The organism is Mucilaginibacter limnophilus (assembly GCF_004005815.1).
GTDB classification, from domain to species: domain Bacteria; phylum Bacteroidota; class Bacteroidia; order Sphingobacteriales; family Sphingobacteriaceae; genus Mucilaginibacter; species Mucilaginibacter limnophilus.
In genome coordinates this window covers 164,597-182,453 of the sequence record NZ_SACK01000009.1, presented here as the reverse complement: position 1 = coordinate 182,453, position 17,857 = coordinate 164,597, and the positions used below count along the sequence as shown (strand labels likewise).

The 17,857-nt window shown below is 43.9% G+C and carries 22 protein-coding genes; 17 read left to right on the top strand and 5 right to left on the bottom strand.

From position 1 onward, the window contains the following. The first annotated feature begins 520 nt into the window (after positions 1 to 520). The 5 genes from EOD41_RS18140 (at position 521) to EOD41_RS18120 (ending at position 4,256) form a co-directional block, all read left to right on the top strand. Positions 521 to 1,888: a methyltransferase RsmF C-terminal domain-like protein gene (locus EOD41_RS18140; protein ID WP_127707588.1), complete on the top strand. Its 1,368-nt coding sequence runs from the start codon at positions 521 to 523 to the stop codon at positions 1,886 to 1,888. A 100-nt stretch (positions 1,889 to 1,988) separates the two neighbouring features. Continuing rightward, positions 1,989 to 2,648 (top strand): DUF6766 family protein, encoded by a 660-nt coding sequence (locus EOD41_RS18135; protein WP_127707586.1) that lies wholly within the window; start codon positions 1,989 to 1,991, stop codon positions 2,646 to 2,648. Positions 2,649 to 2,663: 15 nt separating this feature from the next. Further along, positions 2,664 to 3,545 (top strand): cyanophycinase, encoded by an 882-nt coding sequence (locus EOD41_RS18130; protein WP_127707584.1) that lies wholly within the window; start codon positions 2,664 to 2,666, stop codon positions 3,543 to 3,545. 16 nt (positions 3,546 to 3,561) lie between these two features. After that, positions 3,562 to 4,044: a CinA family protein gene (locus EOD41_RS18125; protein ID WP_127707582.1), complete on the top strand. Its 483-nt coding sequence runs from the start codon at positions 3,562 to 3,564 to the stop codon at positions 4,042 to 4,044. Between the two features lie 26 nt (positions 4,045 to 4,070). Beyond that, the gene (locus EOD41_RS18120; RefSeq protein WP_127707580.1) at positions 4,071 to 4,256 is read left to right on the top strand and encodes a DUF3606 domain-containing protein; all 186 of its coding nucleotides are present in this window, start codon (positions 4,071 to 4,073) and stop codon (positions 4,254 to 4,256) included. Between the two features lie 25 nt (positions 4,257 to 4,281). Here EOD41_RS18120 and EOD41_RS18115 read toward each other — a convergent pair whose 3' ends face one another. Beyond that, on the bottom strand, positions 4,282 to 4,647 hold the full coding sequence (locus EOD41_RS18115) for a CoA-binding protein (RefSeq protein ID WP_127707578.1): 366 nt from the start codon (positions 4,645 to 4,647) through the stop codon (positions 4,282 to 4,284). Between the two features lie 147 nt (positions 4,648 to 4,794). On the opposite strand from EOD41_RS18115, the gene EOD41_RS18110 reads away from it, so the two are divergent. The 3 genes from EOD41_RS18110 to EOD41_RS18100 are packed head-to-tail and all read left to right on the top strand — an operon-like array spanning position 4,795 to position 6,037. Beyond that, positions 4,795 to 5,379: an RNA polymerase sigma factor gene (locus EOD41_RS18110; protein ID WP_240663486.1), complete on the top strand. Its 585-nt coding sequence runs from the start codon at positions 4,795 to 4,797 to the stop codon at positions 5,377 to 5,379. A gap of 11 nt (positions 5,380 to 5,390) precedes the next feature. Further along, the gene (locus EOD41_RS18105; RefSeq protein ID WP_127707576.1) at positions 5,391 to 5,795 is read left to right on the top strand and encodes a hypothetical protein; all 405 of its coding nucleotides are present in this window, start codon (positions 5,391 to 5,393) and stop codon (positions 5,793 to 5,795) included. A gap of 26 nt (positions 5,796 to 5,821) precedes the next feature. Continuing rightward, positions 5,822 to 6,037, top strand: coding sequence for a hypothetical protein (locus EOD41_RS18100; protein ID WP_127707574.1), 216 nt, complete (start codon positions 5,822 to 5,824; stop codon positions 6,035 to 6,037). Here the strand turns inward: EOD41_RS18100 and EOD41_RS18095 are convergent. Beyond that, the gene (locus tag EOD41_RS18095; protein ID WP_127707572.1) at positions 6,034 to 6,519 is read right to left on the bottom strand and encodes a DinB family protein; all 486 of its coding nucleotides are present in this window, start codon (positions 6,517 to 6,519) and stop codon (positions 6,034 to 6,036) included. The two genes, EOD41_RS18100 and EOD41_RS18095, sit on opposite strands and share 4 nt — an antisense overlap. A 125-nt stretch (positions 6,520 to 6,644) precedes the next feature. Here EOD41_RS18095 and EOD41_RS18090 point away from each other — a divergent pair, with 125 nt between their 5' ends. The 4 genes from EOD41_RS18090 to EOD41_RS18075 are packed head-to-tail and all read left to right on the top strand — an operon-like array spanning position 6,645 to position 10,806. Then, positions 6,645 to 7,883: a hypothetical protein gene (locus EOD41_RS18090; protein WP_127707570.1), complete on the top strand. Its 1,239-nt coding sequence runs from the start codon at positions 6,645 to 6,647 to the stop codon at positions 7,881 to 7,883. 10 nt (positions 7,884 to 7,893) lie between these two features. Further along, positions 7,894 to 8,319, top strand: coding sequence for a QcrA and Rieske domain-containing protein (locus tag EOD41_RS18085; RefSeq protein ID WP_127707568.1), 426 nt, complete (start codon positions 7,894 to 7,896; stop codon positions 8,317 to 8,319). Between the two features lie 6 nt (positions 8,320 to 8,325). Continuing rightward, positions 8,326 to 9,396, top strand: a complete 1,071-nt coding sequence (locus EOD41_RS18080; protein ID WP_127707566.1) for an imelysin family protein — start codon at positions 8,326 to 8,328, stop codon at positions 9,394 to 9,396. Between the two features lie 18 nt (positions 9,397 to 9,414). Then, complete coding sequence (locus EOD41_RS18075) at positions 9,415 to 10,806, top strand: di-heme oxidoreductase family protein (protein WP_127707564.1); 1,392 nt, start codon at positions 9,415 to 9,417, stop codon at positions 10,804 to 10,806. Here EOD41_RS18075 and EOD41_RS18070 read toward each other — a convergent pair. Continuing rightward, positions 10,798 to 12,348, bottom strand: coding sequence for an NAD(P)/FAD-dependent oxidoreductase (locus EOD41_RS18070; RefSeq protein ID WP_127707562.1), 1,551 nt, complete (start codon positions 12,346 to 12,348; stop codon positions 10,798 to 10,800). The two genes, EOD41_RS18075 and EOD41_RS18070, sit on opposite strands and share 9 nt — an antisense overlap. Positions 12,349 to 12,499: 151 nt before the next feature. On the opposite strand from EOD41_RS18070, the gene EOD41_RS18065 reads away from it, so the two are divergent. The 5 genes from EOD41_RS18065 to EOD41_RS18045 all read left to right on the top strand — a co-directional run bounded on the left by EOD41_RS18065 (position 12,500) and on the right by EOD41_RS18045 (position 15,601). Continuing rightward, positions 12,500 to 13,078: a LemA family protein gene (locus tag EOD41_RS18065; RefSeq protein ID WP_127707560.1), complete on the top strand. Its 579-nt coding sequence runs from the start codon at positions 12,500 to 12,502 to the stop codon at positions 13,076 to 13,078. Positions 13,079 to 13,166: 88 nt separating this feature from the next. Further along, a complete protein-coding gene (locus EOD41_RS18060) occupies positions 13,167 to 13,601 on the top strand; it encodes a TPM domain-containing protein (protein ID WP_127707558.1) in 435 nt (144 codons plus the stop codon). Between the two features lie 13 nt (positions 13,602 to 13,614). Further along, positions 13,615 to 14,412, top strand: a complete 798-nt coding sequence (locus tag EOD41_RS18055; protein ID WP_127707556.1) for a TPM domain-containing protein — start codon at positions 13,615 to 13,617, stop codon at positions 14,410 to 14,412. 73 nt (positions 14,413 to 14,485) lie between these two features. Then, on the top strand, positions 14,486 to 15,037 hold the full coding sequence (locus EOD41_RS18050) for an NUDIX hydrolase (RefSeq protein WP_127707554.1): 552 nt from the start codon (positions 14,486 to 14,488) through the stop codon (positions 15,035 to 15,037). A 33-nt stretch (positions 15,038 to 15,070) separates the two neighbouring features. Then, complete coding sequence (locus EOD41_RS18045) at positions 15,071 to 15,601, top strand: Uma2 family endonuclease (RefSeq protein WP_127707552.1); 531 nt, start codon at positions 15,071 to 15,073, stop codon at positions 15,599 to 15,601. On the opposite strand, the gene EOD41_RS18040 is transcribed toward EOD41_RS18045, so the two are convergent. Next, entirely contained in the window at positions 15,602 to 16,060 is a 459-nt protein-coding gene (locus tag EOD41_RS18040) for a nuclear transport factor 2 family protein (RefSeq protein WP_127707550.1), read from the bottom strand. Between the two features lie 57 nt (positions 16,061 to 16,117). Then, on the bottom strand, positions 16,118 to 17,545 hold the full coding sequence (gene dnaA / locus EOD41_RS18035) for a chromosomal replication initiator protein DnaA (protein ID WP_127707548.1): 1,428 nt from the start codon (positions 17,543 to 17,545) through the stop codon (positions 16,118 to 16,120). Positions 17,546 to 17,857 lie beyond the last annotated feature (312 nt).

The window sequence follows — 17,857 nt, the reverse complement described above, 5'->3', positions numbered from 1 at the left end:
TTCTACTCTTCTTAGAGTAGTTTAATTGACAGTACTATGTTACTCTTTGTGCCTCGTCTGCTTTCGCTTTCTCTGCACTTAACATAGCCCGCTACGCTACATGATTATCTTTCCTTTAAAGAACTTTCGTCGCTCTCTGTCTCAGAGAACTTATTTCAATCGATCAATTGCTGATCAAATGCTTTCAATTTTATTTGCCAAAAATCGCATTTGGCTTGCCTTTTCAGGCTTTTGCTTCGTTACCGAAGCGGCTGCAAAGATGAGAAATTTTTTCTATTCGTGTCAAGTGTTTTTTTCACTTTTTTTCGAATTCTTTTTTTTCTCAACCTTTCAAATAACAACGCCCGTTTTGATTTGAGCGGTCACAAATGTACACAGATTTTGTCCATCACTCCAAACAAAATTTTAAAAAATTTACAGGTTTTATAACTCGCTGAAAACTAATTATCTGCGACGATATATTATCGGTTGCAACATCTTAATGGCTGCTGTTAGCCATAAATTGTATCTTTGAAAAGCTATGAACAACGTCATTTTTCCTGAAAACTTCATCAACTCCTTAAGAGTAGAGTCCGGTTTTAATGAGCAAAATTTTGTAAATGCACACCAAAATGGTGCTCCGGTGTCTATCCGAATCAATCCTTTTAAGCCATCTGGGGTAAAAAATGGCAGACAGGTGCCTTGGTGTGATGAAGGTTTTTATTTGGAAAACCGCCCGTCGTTCACTTTTGACCCCCTGTTTCATGCCGGCGCTTATTATGTACAGGAGGCATCGTCAATGTTCATAGGTTATATATTTAATTATATAAAGCCAAATGACGAGGCCATAAAAGTGCTTGATCTTTGCGGCGCACCCGGCGGAAAAAGTACTTTAATAAATTCAGCTTTAAATAAAGACGACTTACTGGTAGCAAATGAGATTATCAAAACACGAGTTCCTATATTGAGTGATAACCTTACCCGCTGGGGTACGGCAAATTCTATTGTTACTAATAATGACCCTCGCGACTTTTCTAAATTAAAAGGCTTTTTTGATGTAATGATAGTTGATGCACCCTGCTCGGGCTCGGGTATGTTTAGGAAAGACCCGGAGGCCATGAACGAATGGAGCGAAGCCAACGTACAACTTTGCCATCAGCGTCAGCAACGCATACTGGCTGATGTTTACCCTGCCTTGAAAGAGGATGGTTACCTTATATATAGTACATGCTCATACTCACATCAGGAGAATGAAGATATACTGGACTGGCTTTGCGATGAGTTTGACTTAGAAACGGTAGAAATACCTGTGGATGCCGCTTGGGGGATTGTTGTTAGCCGCTCAGAAAAGTACAGCGCGTTCGGTTATCGCTTTTATCCCGGCCAGGTAGAGGGTGAGGGCTTATTTGCTGCCTGCCTGAAAAAGAAAGATAATTCCGGCGAGGTATCTGCTTATAAAAATAACGCGCAGCAAAAATTGCCTGCCCGTGAAATTGACATGGTTAGATCATACATAGATCAGCCTGATGACTACTATTATTTAAAGGTGAATGACGACTGGCTGGCTATTTCACGTGAGCATAAGGAAAGCCTGAACACCTTGCATAAGCAATTATATATAAAGAAGTCGGGCGTAAGGATTGGCAAACTGGCGGGAAACGACCTGATACCCGATCACGAATTAGCCTTAAGCAACATTATAAATAAGGATGCGGTTTTACAAACCGTACTGAATTACGACGACGCCATTGCTTACCTGCGAAAAGACAACCTCATTTTAGATACTACAGATAAAGGCTGGAGCCTGATTGAATACGAAGGGCTTTCACTTGGCTGGGCGAAGTTGCTGCCAAACCGTGTCAATAATTATTATCCTAAAGAATTGCGTATTCTTTCAAAGCCAATTTAATTATTAATAAAATAATATTTAGTTAGAAAGAAAAGAGCCCGTCCCAACAAAATTGCAAATGGATAGTTATTAGTGATATAATCACCCTAAAATATTTGCAATGAAGAAGCATAGCTTTTTTTACCGAAACGGATTATCAATATTTTTCTTAAGCATATTTATAATAACACTGGGCTTGCAAGCTTATTTTGGCTGGAAGGAACACAACCAGGAGCTTGAAGAGGAGCATGCAGCACATGTTGCGTTTACCGCTTATTTGCAATCGGGCCATTTTATCTCGGCTACTTTTGAAAATTTTCAAAGTGAATTTTTGCAGATGGCGCTTTATGTAGTACTTACTGTTGGCTTAAGACAAGTAGGATCAGCCGAATCAAAAAAACTTGACGAACCTGAGGATGTTGACCGCGAACCACGCGCGCATCTAAAGGCACCCGGCCCGGTTAAGAAAGGTGGCTGGATACTGAAGCTTTATAGTAATTCATTGTCAATAGTATTTTTTATCTTATTTTTCTTTAGCTGGGGAATGCACTTGTATGGCAGTTGGCAGGATTATAATAATGAACAGTTGATAAAAGGTCAGCCGGCAGAAAGCCTCGCATCATTTATTACCGAACCTTTGTTTTGGTTCGAAACTTTTCAAAACTGGCAAAGTGAATTTTTGTCTGTAGCATCAATTGTTATTTTAACCATCTTCCTACGCCAAAAAGGCTCACCCGAATCAAAACCGGTTGACGCGCCGCATATGGAAACAGGCAAATAAACCATATAAAACATTATGACTACTACTGAGCAAACAGACAATACCGAATGCCCCACCCCTAAAGGTATTTTAATGGTAATAGGCGGCGCGGAAAAAAAAGAGGTCGATAACGAAAAAGACGAAAACGGACATAATGTGCCTGTTCATAACGAAGTGCTGGACTGCTTTGTCAAACTTATTCCTGCGGAAAATTCAGTAGTTGAATTAATAACTACAGCCGGTACTGAAGATATAGAAGGTACCTTTAAAAAATATCGCGATGCTTTTACCGAACTTGGCGTAGCTACCATTAATCATATTCATCATGATGCTCGTGAGGAGATAAATTTTGAAGAGTTGAAGCCGCGGCTGCAAAGTGCTGATGCCATATTTTTTGCCGGCGGCGATCAGCTTAAACTCACATCGATATACGGCGGCACACAAATGATGGTGCTGCTTAAAAAGCGATATATACATGATAAGCTTGTTATCGCCGGTACAAGCGCGGGAGCCATGGCGCTATCAACACCTATGATATATGCCGGTGTTGGCCGTAATGAAATGATAGCAGGTAATGTTAAAATCACAACGGGGCTTGAGTTCTTAAAAGATGTATGTATCGATACTCACTTTGTAAACCGCGGCCGGTTTGTGCGCATGGCGCAGGTAATTGCTACCAATCCATCAAGTATTGGTATCGGCATTGAAGAAGACACCGCGATAATTGTTCGTAACGGCACCAAGGCCGAAGTGGTGGGTTGCGGCGTTATCATCATTATAAACGGACACAACAGCAGAGGAACCAATATCACAAAGTTTGACGACGAAACACCTGTAACCATCCGTGGATTAAAGGTTGATATACTTTCGAGGGAAGAGAAATTTGATATACCGCAGCTTAATCCCCCGCATAAATAAAATACTACTATATATTATGGCTTCACAACCAATATTAGATTGCAGTAAACAAATGGCCGAAAAAGGCCTTACTATAGCTTTTGCCGAAAGCGCAACGGCTGGCTGGCTTTGTTCTGAGTTCGCGCTGGCGCCTGAATCAGGCAAGATCTTAAAAGGCGGCATTGTAAGTTACGATGCCTCCATTAAAGAGTACTTATTAAAGGTACCGAAAGAACTTGTTGAAAAATACACGCCTGAATCGGCAGAGGTTACCGAAGAGATGGCCAAACGGCTTGGCGATCTTATTAAATCAGACATTCAGGTAGCTGTAACCGGGCTTACCACTCCGGGTGGCAGTGAAACACCTGAAAAGCCGGTGGGCACCATGTTCGTTCATGCCATTATAAATGGCAAGTCGTCTCCGATAAGGCAGGAATTTACCGGCAATTGCGAAGAAATCATCCACAAAACAATTGATGCAACTGCACAATTGCTTATTGATGGCATGAAAAGTGTATAGAATTATTAACTAAAATTTCAAATATTATGTCTACCAGAGGATCAAAAACAGAAAGAAGGAGTGTGAATTCGTCGCAGGAATATGAAGTACGTTACCTGGCCGAAAAGTTAGGCGTAAGCAGCCAGGCTATTGGCGGAGCAAAGCGCGCTACAGGCTCAAACGACCGTAAGGTTATTGAGAAGTATATTAAAGACAAAAATAAAGCGAACTAAAAACTCAATGCTATTGACGGGGCGATTAATACTGCCCCGTTGAAAGCATTACCAGGGTACAGGCATACAGGGTTTCAATCCCTCTCTCATTCGCAAGCTTTTGCAATTCGCTGTTCTCAGTCCCCGGGTTAAAAATTATCCGTTTAGGATTTGTAGCCAATATATAATCATATAAAGGCGGCAGGTTACGGCTGCCTACATATAAGGTAATCGTATCAATATCGTCATGCACAGCTTCAGGTTGTTCAATAGCTACACCTGCCACTTCACCTTTCTTCTGCCCTACATTTACTATCTCATGCCCGTATCTTGACAGTTTATTTGCGGCCAGGTAAGCATACCGGCTTGGATCGGGCGTGGCGCCTAATATCAAAGTTTTTTTTCCGCTCATAATACAAGTATAACGGCAGCAACAACACATTTGTTTATTGTGCACTTAATCTTACAAACGCTTAACAAAAGGCGTTAACTTGCATCTAATAAAAAAGTTAACATATTTTAAAATGTTTATCAATGATGGCCGTCATCATTAATAAGCATGAATACACCCGTAACCATACCGATGCCTGAAGATAAGAACAGCCAGATTCTGCATACCATTTCTGCGTATGGCAAAAAGCTGCTGGGCTTTATACGTCAGCGGGTGAATAACGATGCTGATGCCGAAGACATACTTCAGGATGTATGGTATCAGTTCAGTTCGGTAGTGAATTCAGAGCCCATTGAGCAAACAGGTGCCTGGTTGTACCGTGTGGCACGCAATAAGATCATCGACAAGCATAAAAAGAAAACCGAAAGCCTGCTTGATGATATGGTAGTGCATGATGAAGACGACGAGGAAGGAATATCCGAATTTAAAACTATCCTGCTGCCCGAAACCAACACCCCTGAAACAGCTTACCTGCGCAACCTTTTTTGGGACGAGCTCTTCGCGGCGCTTGATGAGCTGCCAGAAAATCAGCGGCAGGTATTTATCTGGCACGAGCTTGATGCCATGCCGTTTAATGAAATAGCTGAGAAAACCGGAGTAAATGTGCAAACGCTTGTAACCCGTAAACGCTATGCGGTGCTGCATTTACGCGAACGCATGCAGCAATTGTATAAAGAGATATTGGAAGATTAAGATTTAAAGACATGGAAAAGGAAGAATGTGTACGGAAATTTAAAAGAAAAGGCATAAAGCTGGTACTGATACCATTGGCCATAGCGGCATGTTTGGCACTGGCCAGTCTTGCGGTTATGTTATTATGGAATAATGTGTTGGTTGCCTGCGTTTCGGGCATAACGGCAGTAACCTTCTGGCAGGCAATGGGTATTTTTATACTTTGTAAAATATTGTTTGGCTTTGGCAAAGGCGGCGGCGCGCCGTGGATGCGTTATAAAGACCGTGAGCGTTTTAAACACATGACACCTGAAGAGCGTATACGTTTCAGGGATGAAATGGAGAGCCGCATGTGCGGATGGAAAAAACGCCGCGACAGGAATTTCGGCGAAGGTAATTTTGCCCGCCCTTCAGCAGCAGATGAGACAGCCGATTGATTAGTGACCTTTCTTTAGTTTTAGTTATGGAAGTGCTTGTATTTGCAACAAATGTAACGCACCAAGGGCAGGTAAGCAGGGTAAACGCCTTGCTTACCGGTTTGCCTGACGTTACCGACTGGAATTTTGACCTTGACGATTGCGACAATATTTTACGTGTTGTTGCCAGCGGACTATCTCCACGCCATATAGAAATGCTGCTGCTGTCAGCCGGTATAAAATGCTATGAGCTGGCCGATTAGCTGTTGATCACCCTCTTCAACAAAGCTATCTGCCCCGAATGATACACATGGTGTTGTATCAACCCGTTAATTAGTGCAGCATAAGTTACACCTGTACCCAACTCATTATTACGCTCGTCACGGGTTGGTTCATTCCATTTTTCTTCGGGAAATCTTTCAACGATGCCTGTTAAGGTGACGTTCATCAGCTTGAAATCTTGCTTGAGACGCTGCCACTTCTCTTCATCAGGAGCGCCGGCATTTGGCCAGTCGCCGCCGGGTGGCAGTGCCGCCTTATTCCCTTGCATGCGTCTGATTACTTCTTCAGTCCAACCGGTCATATGTAATACAATCTCGGCAATACTATGCGCACCGCCGGGTGGACGCTCGTAAGCGGCTTCGAAATCTATACCGTTTACAATATCGTAAACGTTTGAGCTGTACCATGCGTCGCCATTAAGTACTCGGTTCAGTTCTTGGCTCCAATTTGCTGATGCTTCCATATCTGTCTAACTAAAAAATTTCGCTTTTTGATTCTTAATATTTTCTAATAAGTCTCTAATAATTTTCTAATCTTTAATTATAATTAATCCAAATAAATTTATCTTTACCGCCGAATATCACAATAATGCAAAGAATTTTTACGCTCCTAATTATCTTATCCTCATTTGTTTGCCTGAATGCGTCGGCACAGGTATTAACCCAGGAGGACTCACTTGCTGCAGGTTTAATATACAAACAACAGGCCACCGTAATTTCAGGTTACGGCGAGGCCAGGTACAGCATTGATACCAAACGAAAAAGCGCCGAAGCTAACCTTAAAAGGGTGGTGCTTTTCCTGGGTCATAAGTTTAACAACAACATTTCTTTGTTTACCGAGCTTGAGGTTGAAGACGCTTTAACATCATCAACCGGCGGCGACGAAGGCGTAACCGGCCGTGGCAGCATTTCAATGGAACAGGCTTTTCTGAAGTTTAACCTCAACCATTCAACTTACATTGTAGCAGGTTTATTTATCCCGCGTATTGGCTATATCAACGAGAATCACCTGCCGACCACTTTCAACGGTGTTGACAGGCCTTTCCTGGAAGATCAGATCATCCCCTCAACATGGCGCGAAGTAGGGGTAGGCCTTTATGGACAAGTTCGCAACATCCCCGGACTTAACTATAGCCTGGCGCTAACCAACGGCTTAAATTCCGAAGGTTTTAGCGGCAGCACCGGCATACGCGGCGGCAGGCAACTGGGCCAGGCAGCAACAGGGTTAAACCTCGGCCTTAGCGGTTCGCTATTATATTATACAGGCAACTTCAGGCTGCAAGCTTCGGGATATTATGGCGGTTCAACAGCTAAAGAAAAACGCGTGGCCGACAGCCTTGCGCTGAACTCCGGGCCATTCGGCAGCCCGGTTAGTTTGATAGAGGCTAATGCGCAGTATTCAAACAATGGCTTAACCATTAAGGCCATCGGCACTATGGTAAATATAAAAGATGCGCAGGCCATAAACCGTGCATTCGCTAATAATACGCCTGAAAAAATGCAGGGCGCTTATGGCGAAGTTGGTTACGACCTTTTTTACAGGCAACATCATGGCGAAAAGGCATTCATCATTTTTGGCCGGTATGAATACCTCGACCTTGGCGCAAGCATCCCGCCGAATGGTATTGAGAATGATGCCAACCAAAAGCAGTATATAATAGGTGGTATTACTTATAAGCCGATAAGGGGTATAGCTATAAAGGCTGATTATGTACAACGTATTACCGGCGAGTTTAACCAGTCGCTTATAGTAACGCCGTTTCCACAACAAATACCCTATTATACCAACAACGGATTTATTAATGTGGGCATAGCGTATAACTTCTAATCATACTGACATGACAACGAGAAGGGGATTTATCAAATCGGGATGTGTGGCCTGCTTGTTGGCAGCTTCGGGTGCATCGTTGCTTGAGGGTTGCGCCACACCACTGCCTATGTTAAAGGTGGCATCAAAAAGTAATGAGTTGGTTGTTGACCCGGCCAGCTTTATATCCGAAAGAGGCAATATGCTTGTGGTACGTACCTCGCAGCTTGAGCATGATATCCTGCTGATAAAAGATGGGGACAATTACCGCGCACTGTACCTGCGCTGTACTCACGAGGGCGTTGACCTGACAGCAACTAAAAACAAGATCTACTGCAGTTCGCATGGCAGTGTGTTCGATCTGGAAGGGAAAGTGTTGAAGGAACCCGCTTTGCGTCCCCTTAAAACATTCAAAACACAACTCAACAATAATCAAATTATCATCAACTTAACTTAATCTGTCATGAACAAATCGATATTCAAAGTGGCGCTGATATCGGTACCGCTGGTACTTGCAGGCGTATCTTGTAAAAAAGATAAATCAGACAATAACAACACCGATACTGAAACGCTAAAGAAACAGATACTGTCAACAGCTGCTACAACCGTTTGCCGTGCGTCGTACGAAGATATGTACGCTAAAGCACAGGCATTGCAAACAGCTGTTAATACGTTGAATACTACTCCAAATGATGACAATCTTGCTGACGCCCGCGTCAAATGGAAAGCCATGCGTACTACCTGGGAGCAAACTGAAGCCTGGTTGTTCGGCCCGGTATCTGAAAACCAGATTGACCCGCGTATTGATACCTGGCCGGTTGACTTTAACGCTTTGGAAAATATACTTCACGGCAATGACACACTTACAGAGGAATACGTGGACAACCTTGAAGAATCGTTAAAAGGCTTCCACCCTATTGAGTATCTGCTGTGGGGCGAAAACGGAAACAAAACCGCTGCTGAGTTTACCGCCCGTGAAAAAGAATTTTTAGGTAGCCTTACCCAAAATCTTGTAAAGCTGACAAAAGAGGTACGTGATACCTGGAGCACCGATGGTTACGACAAGCAACTGGAAAACGCCGGCAGTGGTTCAACAGCGTTCCCTACGCAACGCGCTGCCTTTATACAACTGGTTGACGGCATGTCGGGCATATGTAATGAGGTTGCAAATGGTAAAATAAAAGATCCGTTTGACGCTGCCAACCCTGATCTGGAAGAAAGCCCGTTCGCGCAAAACTCTCTTATCGACTTTACCAATAATATCAACGGTATTATGGCGATGTACCAGGGCAGGTTTACCGCCGATGGCCAGGGCCTTGAGGATTTGGTTCGTGAGAAAAACCTGTCGCTTGACGCAGATATAAAAAGCAAACATGCTGCTGCAATAGCCGCGCTAAATGACATCAAAGTACCTTTTGGTGAGGCCATCACACACGAGCAATCAAAAGTACAGAACGCTATGAATAAAATAAACGCGCTGTTTGATGTACTTGACGGCGACTTAAAAGATTTTGTACAGGCGCAGGTAAAATAATCTGCTGTGTTGAAGAATATGAGAAAAACCACCAAAGCTGTTTTAATTATTGCAACCCTTTCAACGGGCCTGTACACCGCCTGCCGTAAAGCGGATATATCAGGCAATGACACCAACCCCGATAGCGAATGGCTTAGCGGCGGCTCGCAAACGGCTTTTGATGAAGGCAGCGGTGCTTTTTCTCATATCTTCAATTCGCTGCCCGAGCATCTGGAACGGGTGCACGAAATTGGCGACCAGCAATTTGAGGCTACCTTCGTATCGGCACCCGCGCCGGTAAACCCGGGACTTGGACCAATATTCAATAACGTTTCGTGCTCATCATGCCACGTGGCCGACGGACGCGGAAAAGTACCGGGAACGGGCGAGTCGGCAGCCAATATGTTGTTCAGGGTAAGTATTCCGGGTGATACAGAGCATGGCAACCCGAAACCGGTTCCCGGCTTTGGCGACCAGCTGCAAACGCGTGGCCTGTTGGGCAAACAGCGCGAGGGCGATGTGCAGATTACTTATACTACCCAAACTTTTGAGTTTGCTGATGGCAGCACTTATCAGTTACGTACCCCGCATTATGTAATTATTGATCCGTACACTACCCTGCCTGTAGGCATTTTATTGTCACCACGTGTGGCAGCACCGGTGTTTGGACTGGGATTAATTGAAGGTATAAGCGAAGCAGATATTGTTGCCGGTGCCGATCCTGATGACAAAGACGGCGATGGCATAAGCGGCAAGCCAAACTACGTTTGGGATGTACTGAAAGAGAAAAAAGTATTAGGCCGTTTTGGCTGGAAAGCCAATCAGCCTACATTAATGCAGCAGGTAGCTGCTGCCTATAATGGCGATATCGGCATCACCAATTTTGTTTTCCCGAAGGAAAGCAGTGAGGGACAAACCCAATTTGACGCGGATCCGGGTTATAACTACGAGCTTAGCGACAGCCTTTTGCACAGCGTTGAATTTTACATTCGTACACTGGCTGTACCCGCCCGCCGTAATGCCGATAACGCGGTGGTGAAACAAGGGAAGGACATTTTCATTGCCTCTGGTTGCATAAAATGCCATAAAGCCAATGCGCGCACTGCGGTGAATGTAGCCTTGCCGCAGCTAAGCAACCAACTGATCCATCCTTATACCGATCTGTTATTACATGACATGGGTGAAGGCCTTGCCGACAATCGCCCTGACTTTGATGCCAGCGGAACCGAATGGCGTACTGCACCGCTGTGGGGTATTGGACTAACACAAAAAGTAAACGGGCATACTAACTTCTTGCATGATGGTCGTGCCCGAAACCTAATGGAGGCCATAATGTGGCATGGCGGCGAAGCCCTTCCAGCCAAAGAATATGTACGTAAGCTTTCTAAAAACGACCGCGATGCCCTGCTGGCATTTTTAGGTTCACTTTAATATAGCTGCCGCGGCTTTAGCGCAGTTGATTCCATCAATAGCCGCTGAAATAATACCCCCCGCGTAACCGGCACCTTCCCCACAAGGAAACAAGCCTTTTATTTGCGGATGCTGTAACGTTTCGCGGTCACGTGGTATTTTTACCGGTGATGATGTGCGTGATTCAACACCAACCAGTAAAGCCTCGTTGGTATAATACCCTTTCATTTTTTTGCCGAAAACGGGTAACGCTTTTCGCAGTCTTTCATTTATCCAGTGCGGTAACACTTCTTTCATCTGCACACTTTTAGTGCCGGGCAGATAGGAGTTTTCGGGCAAGTCAACCGATAGCCGTCCTTCCACGAAATCAACCATCCGCTGCGCGGGAGCAACCAGTTTACCGCCACCGGCTTTAAACGCCGCCTGCTCAATTGCCTGCTGAAAGCGCAGCATTTTAAACGGATCGGTATCACTTCCCTTTACATCTTCAAGGTTGATTTGCACTACGGTGCCTGAATTGGCGTATGGATTGTTTCGTTTCGAAGGACTCCAGCCGTTTACTACTATTTCGTCAACATCTGTAGCACAGGGGGCGATTATACCTCCCGGGCACATGCAAAACGAGAACACGCCGCGACTGTCAACCTGTTCAACCAGGCTGTAGTACGATGGCGGCAGGTACGGCCCGCGGTAATCGCAATGGTATTGTGCACGGTCAATTATTTCCTGCGGATGCTCAATGCGTACACCCAGCGCGAAGGGTTTTGCTTCTATCAGCACATTTTGCCGGTGCAGCATTTCAAATATATCCCGCGAGGAGTGGCCAGTCGCCAGGATTACGGCATCGCCATCTATCTTTTCACCGCTTGCCAGTTCAACACCTTTTATAGTATCGAAACTAATTTGTAAAGCGGTTACTTTTTTATTGAAATGCACCTCGCCGCCCGCGTTTTGTATGGTTTCGCGCATTGCAGTAATAATTTGCGGCAGCTTGTTGGTACCAATATGCGGGCGCGCGTCAACCAAAATATCTTCGGTAGCGCCATGTGCAACAAATACTTTCAGCACCTCATTCACATTGCCGCGCTTGGTTGAGCGGGTGTACAGTTTCCCATCCGAATAGGTACCCGCCCCACCTTCTCCATAACAATAGTTTGATTCTGTATTAACCAAACCTTCTTTATTGATATTGGCCAAATCGCGGCGGCGTTGTTTTACATCCTTACCCCGTTCTATCACAATTGGTTTTAATCCGGCCTGTATGCATTGCAATGCAGCAAACAATCCTGCAGGGCCGGCACCAACAATTATTACCGGTTTTTTGTCAGCCGCATTTGGGTACTCAATACGGTAATGATCCGGCACATAAATTTCATCAACAAACACCTGTACCTGCATGCGGTACACCACCTTGCGGCCACGCGCATCAATCGAGCGTTTGAGTATTTTAAAACCGGTTATTCTTTTAGCAGGGATTTTTAACGCTTCTGAAGCAAGCGTTCTAATAAATGCTTCGTCTTCATGTTGCCCGGGCGGGCATACAATTTCAGTCTCTTTTATCATACATGTGCCGGGTTTTTATCCCGGATGATGCAAAGTTACACAAAACATGTATTTTTATGATATGTTGACATTGTGTCATACACCTATCAAGTTGTAACAACGGTATGCCTTTTGATATCTAAACTGAAATTTCACCAATATTAAAATTAAAATGAAAAAATTATTATCGGTAATATTAGTAGTAGTTGCGACCATGTCATTAAGCTCATGCAGCTATAACAGCATGGTAAAACTCGACGAGAATGTAAAAAGCAAATGGGGCGCCGTGCAAAGCCAGTACCAACGCCGTGCCGACCTTATACCTAACCTGGTAAATACTGTAAAAGGTGCAGCCAATTTTGAAAAAGTTACATTAACCGCAGTGGTTGAAGCGCGTGCCAAAGCAACTTCGGTACAGGTTGATCCTACTAAGCTTACTCCCGAATCAATAAAAGCATATCAAGCCGCGCAAGGCGAATTGAGTACTGCACTTGGCAGGCTGATATCGGTTACTGAAAACTATCCAACCTTACAGGCAAACTCAAACTTTAAAGATTTACAGGTGCAACTTGAAGGTACCGAGAACCGTATCAACGTAGCCCGGATGGACTTTAACACCGCGGTGCAGGAATATAACGGCAAAATACGCTCGTTCCCGGCAAATCTTACCGCCAAAATGTTCGGCTTCAGCGAAAAAGGATATTTCACTGCCGAAGCCGGTGCAGACAAAGCGCCTAAGGTTGAATTCTAATTTATTTGTGAGTAATGAATGGTGAATAGTGAGTTGAGATTCATTTCACTATTCACACCTCACTATTCACCACTCACCAATCACAATCATGAATATATTTAACGACGAGGAGCAGCAGCGCATACAAAAAGCCATCGAGGCTGCCGAGAAAAATACGTCAGGCGAGATACGCATCTGCATTGAAAAAAAATGCAGCGAAGAAGTGCTTGACCGCGCCGCCAAATATTTCTACCAGTTAAATATGGATAAAACCAGGCTGCGTAATGGCGTGCTTATTTACCTCGCCACTGTCGACCGTAAGTTTGCCATTATTGGTGACGCAGGCATTAACCGCCAGGTACCCGAAAACTTTTGGGATGAAACTAAGAATCAGATGCAGGAACACTTTAAACATGGCAACTTGGTTGACGGTATTGTTACCGGCATCACCATGGCCGGGCAGCAACTTAAAAAGTTCTTCCCTTTTATAGAGGGAGACAGTAATGAACTAAGCGACGACATTGCCCAGATGAATGGCAATTAATCTTTAAAATCTAATGCTTAAAAAATATATAGTTGTTATAAGTCTGCTATTAACCGGCATATTCGCTTTCGGGCAGGAGTTTCCTGAAAAGCCGAACAAACTGGTTAACGACTATGCAGATGTTTTATCACCCGAGCAGGAGCAGCAGCTAAGCGCAAAAGTAGAGGCCTTTGCGGATTCGACATCTACATCCATCGCTATAGTGACAATGAAATCCGTTGGCGATTATGATATCGGCGATTATGCTTTACAACTTGGCCGTAAATGGGGTGTTGGCCAAAGCGGCAAAAATAACGGCATAATGATACTTGCCGCTATTAACGACCGCAAGCTTACCATACAAACCGGCTATGGTGTTGAAGGCGCCCTGCCTGATGCCATTACCCGCCGCATACGCGAAGAAGACATGAATCCGCGTTTTCGTGAAGGTGATTTTTACGATGGGTTTGATGCCGCGGTTGATGATATAATAAAATACACCAAAGGCGAATACAAAGCCGAGCCTAAGAAACAAGGCAAACAAAATGGAGGCGGCGGCTCGGTAGGCTTCATCATAATCATAGTAATATTTATACTGATACTTGTATTCAGAAACCGTGGCGGTGGTGGAGGCGGTGGCCGTATAATCGACCGTCGCGGCGGCGCGAGTCCGTTCTGGTGGTTTTTAGCCGGCAATATGCTTGGCGGCGGCGGGCGCAGCAGTGGTGGCTGGGGTGGTTTTTCCGGCGGTGGTGGCGGCTGGGGAGGCGGAGGCAGCAGCGGCTTTGGCGGCGGAAGCTTCGGCGGAGGCGGCTCAAGCGGCAGCTGGTAATGTTGAACAAATATTTTATATTAATACAAAACAAAAGGAGCGCGATAACGCTCCTTTATTGTATAATAGCATTATGAACAATCTGACCTGGAAAGTACTCGAATCAAACTATATACATAAAGGCTCCTGGGCAACCCTGCGTACCGATAAATGCGAGATGCCCGACGGCCGGATAGTACCTGCCTACTATGTACTCGAATATCCAAACTGGGTGAATGCCGTTGCGGTTACCGAGGATAACAAAATACTAATGGTTACGCAGTACCGCCATGCGGCTGAAATTATTTCACTTGAGATACCGGGCGGCGTTATAGATGGCGACGAAGCGCCCGAGGCTGCCATGCGCCGCGAACTGCTGGAAGAAACAGGTTACCGGTTTGATAATATCGAATACCTGGCAACCATATATGCCAACCCATCAACTGCAAACAATAAAACCTTTTGTTATTTAGCAACAGGTGGTGTAAAAGTGCAGGAGCAATCGCTGGATGAGCATGAAGAACTGATAGTGCATGAATACACCATTAGCGAGGTAAAGCAGTTCCTTGCGGAAAATAAGATAGCACAGTCGTTGCACTGCACTGCTTTGTTTTATGCGCTAATGAAGCTGGGTGAAATTGGTTAAAACCACATACAATTTTTTTGTATCTTAGTAAAGATGAAACACATAATTGATACACCACCGCGTACAGCTATGGAAGTATTTAACTTACTTCCTGAAGGAACATTATGTGAAGTAATCGATAATGTTCTGTACATGTCGCCATCACCTACAACCAATCACCAGCGAATTTTGCTTGATATAGTAGCAGAATTAAAAATTTATATAAAAACTAATAAGTTCGGTGAGGCCTTTATTTCGCCATGCGACGTTTACCTGGATAACGAACAAAGCGTTGTTCAACCTGATATTATATTTCTAAAAGCCGGTAACGATCATATGGTGCAACGTAAAGGTATTTACGGATCACCGGACTTGATGATAGAAATATTATCATCGAACAAAAAATACGATAGAGAAGAGAAGTATGCACTTTATCAGCGTAATGGTGTTGCCGAATATATTATGATAGATAGTGACACCAAGGAAGTATGGCCTTATATATTGGTTAAAGGCAGCTATGAGCCGCAGCCAATACTTAAAGGTGAGATTTACATTCATCAATTGCAATTAAGTATTTCGTTCTAACTACTCCGGGCAGTTATCTTTCCTTCTGGTATCGATTATGTAAATAATCTTCCAGCCTCCAACTGTTTTTAACAGCTGAAAAAAGTTAACACCGCAATGGCTAAAGTTACCGTCGAGGTAAAATTTATACGGCGTCCATACGCTGGCAAGCTCACCATCTATTTTAATGTTGCCCCAGGTAATACGCTCATCCCATACTTCTTTATGTGGCGTGCCCACGGCTTTTAAAAATTCACTTGCTTTTTCTGAATACAGATACGAGTTTCCATCTTTCTTTTTAGCTACGCCCTGTAACACCATATCCTTATGAAAGGCTGAGTTTAGCAATGTGCTATCGCCTTTGCGCATGGCATCAAACATGGTAGTAATGGTTTTCTTAACAGCATCAGTTTCGTTCTGCTGCGCGAAAACCGGCATGTAGCAAATAGCAAGTAAAAGCAATAAGGCTAACTTCTTCATGCTCAAAAATAAAAAAAGCCCTGCGTTATGCAAGGCTTGGTATTGTTAGAATAAGCATTAGCTCATTTTTAGTTTCTTTTGAATATCAGCTACATAGCCTTTAAACTTCTTATCGGTATCAATAAGGTCTTCAACGGTTTGGCATGCATAGATCACTGTCGAGTGGTCGCGGCCGCCAAAGAAATGACCTATTGATTTCAGCGAGCTTTTAGTATGCGCCTTAGCCAGGTACATAGATATCTGACGTGCCTGTACAATTTCACGCTTACGGGTTTGCGATTTTACCATCTCGATAGGTACTTCAAAATATTCGCAAACCAGGCTTTGTATATATTCCATTGAAATTTCTTTGGTGGAATTCTTTACAAAGTTTTTCAGCATCTGCTTGGCCAGGTTCAGGTCGATATCCTTACGGTTAAGTGTCGACTGCGCCAGTAATGATACCATCGCGCCTTCAAGCTCACGTACATTGTTATCAATATTGTGCGCTACATACTCAACAACTTCGTTTGAGAGTTCTATGCCATCCTGATAGATCTTATTTTTCAGGATTGCCATACGGGTTTCCAGATCAGGCACCTGCAAATCGGCAGACAGGCCCCATTTGAATCTCGAAAGCAAGCGCTCTTCCAAACCTGCAAGGTCTTTAGGCGCTTTGTCTGATGTAATGATCAGCTGTTTGCCCGACTGGTGCAGGTGGTTAAATATGTGAAAGAAGAAATCCTGTGTTTTTTCTTTACCGGCAAAGTTGTGCACATCATCCATAATCAGCACATCAATGGCCTGGTAAAAATTCACGAAATCGTTAATGTTATTATGCTTCAGCGCATCAACAAACTGCTGGGTAAATTTCTCGCACGATACGTACAGAACCAGCTTGTCTGGTAAGGTCTTTTTTATCTCATTACCAATGGCGTGTGCCAGGTGGGTTTTACCTAAGCCAACGCCTCCGTATAACATCAGCGGGTTAAATGAGGTGCCACCCGGTTTAGCGGCTACGGCATAGCCTGCAGAACGGGCAAGGCGATTACAATCACCTTCTACAAAATTTTCAAAAGTGTAATTGCGGTTTAGCTGCGGATCAACGTTCAGTTTTTTAAGACCCGGGATAACAAAGGGATTTTTAATATCCTTATTAATAGCGATAGGCACCGGCATTGACTGGTTTTTACCTTCGGCTCCATTACCGGTCGACGGCATATTGGTAGTATAAGGCTTATTCGATGATGATTGCTCAACAACGATGTTATACTCCAGGCGGCCTTCATCACCCAACTGCTTTTTTATGGTTTTGCGCAGCAGGCCAACATAATGCTCCTCCAGCCACTCGTAGAAAAATAAGCTCGGAACTTGTATGGTCAGAACGCTACCCTCTATTCTTAAAGCCTTGATTGGTTCAAACCAGGTTTTAAAACTTTGAGCCGGTATGTTATCCTTTATTATCTGAAGGCAGCTATTCCAAACGTTCGTACAAGTTTTTTCCATATATAGATTCGGTAAAATATTGATTTACAAACCCCATACAACACTTCCGATGAGGCAGCTACGGAACATCGAATATTCAAAAAAAAAGCTGATTAAAAAATTAAAAATGAACTTTTTGAAAAAATAAATTTTCCTAAAATTAACGCTGATTTTTTGCAAAATTCAAGTTCAACATCTATATTTTAGGCGAGCACGAAAAGGAAATTTATTTAATTAGAACTCATTATTTGGCCTAATTTTTAAAAAAATTTCGGCTTAAAACAAGCCTTCAAATATGTGTTGAAACGTGTTTGTCGCAGCCCTTGATTAACG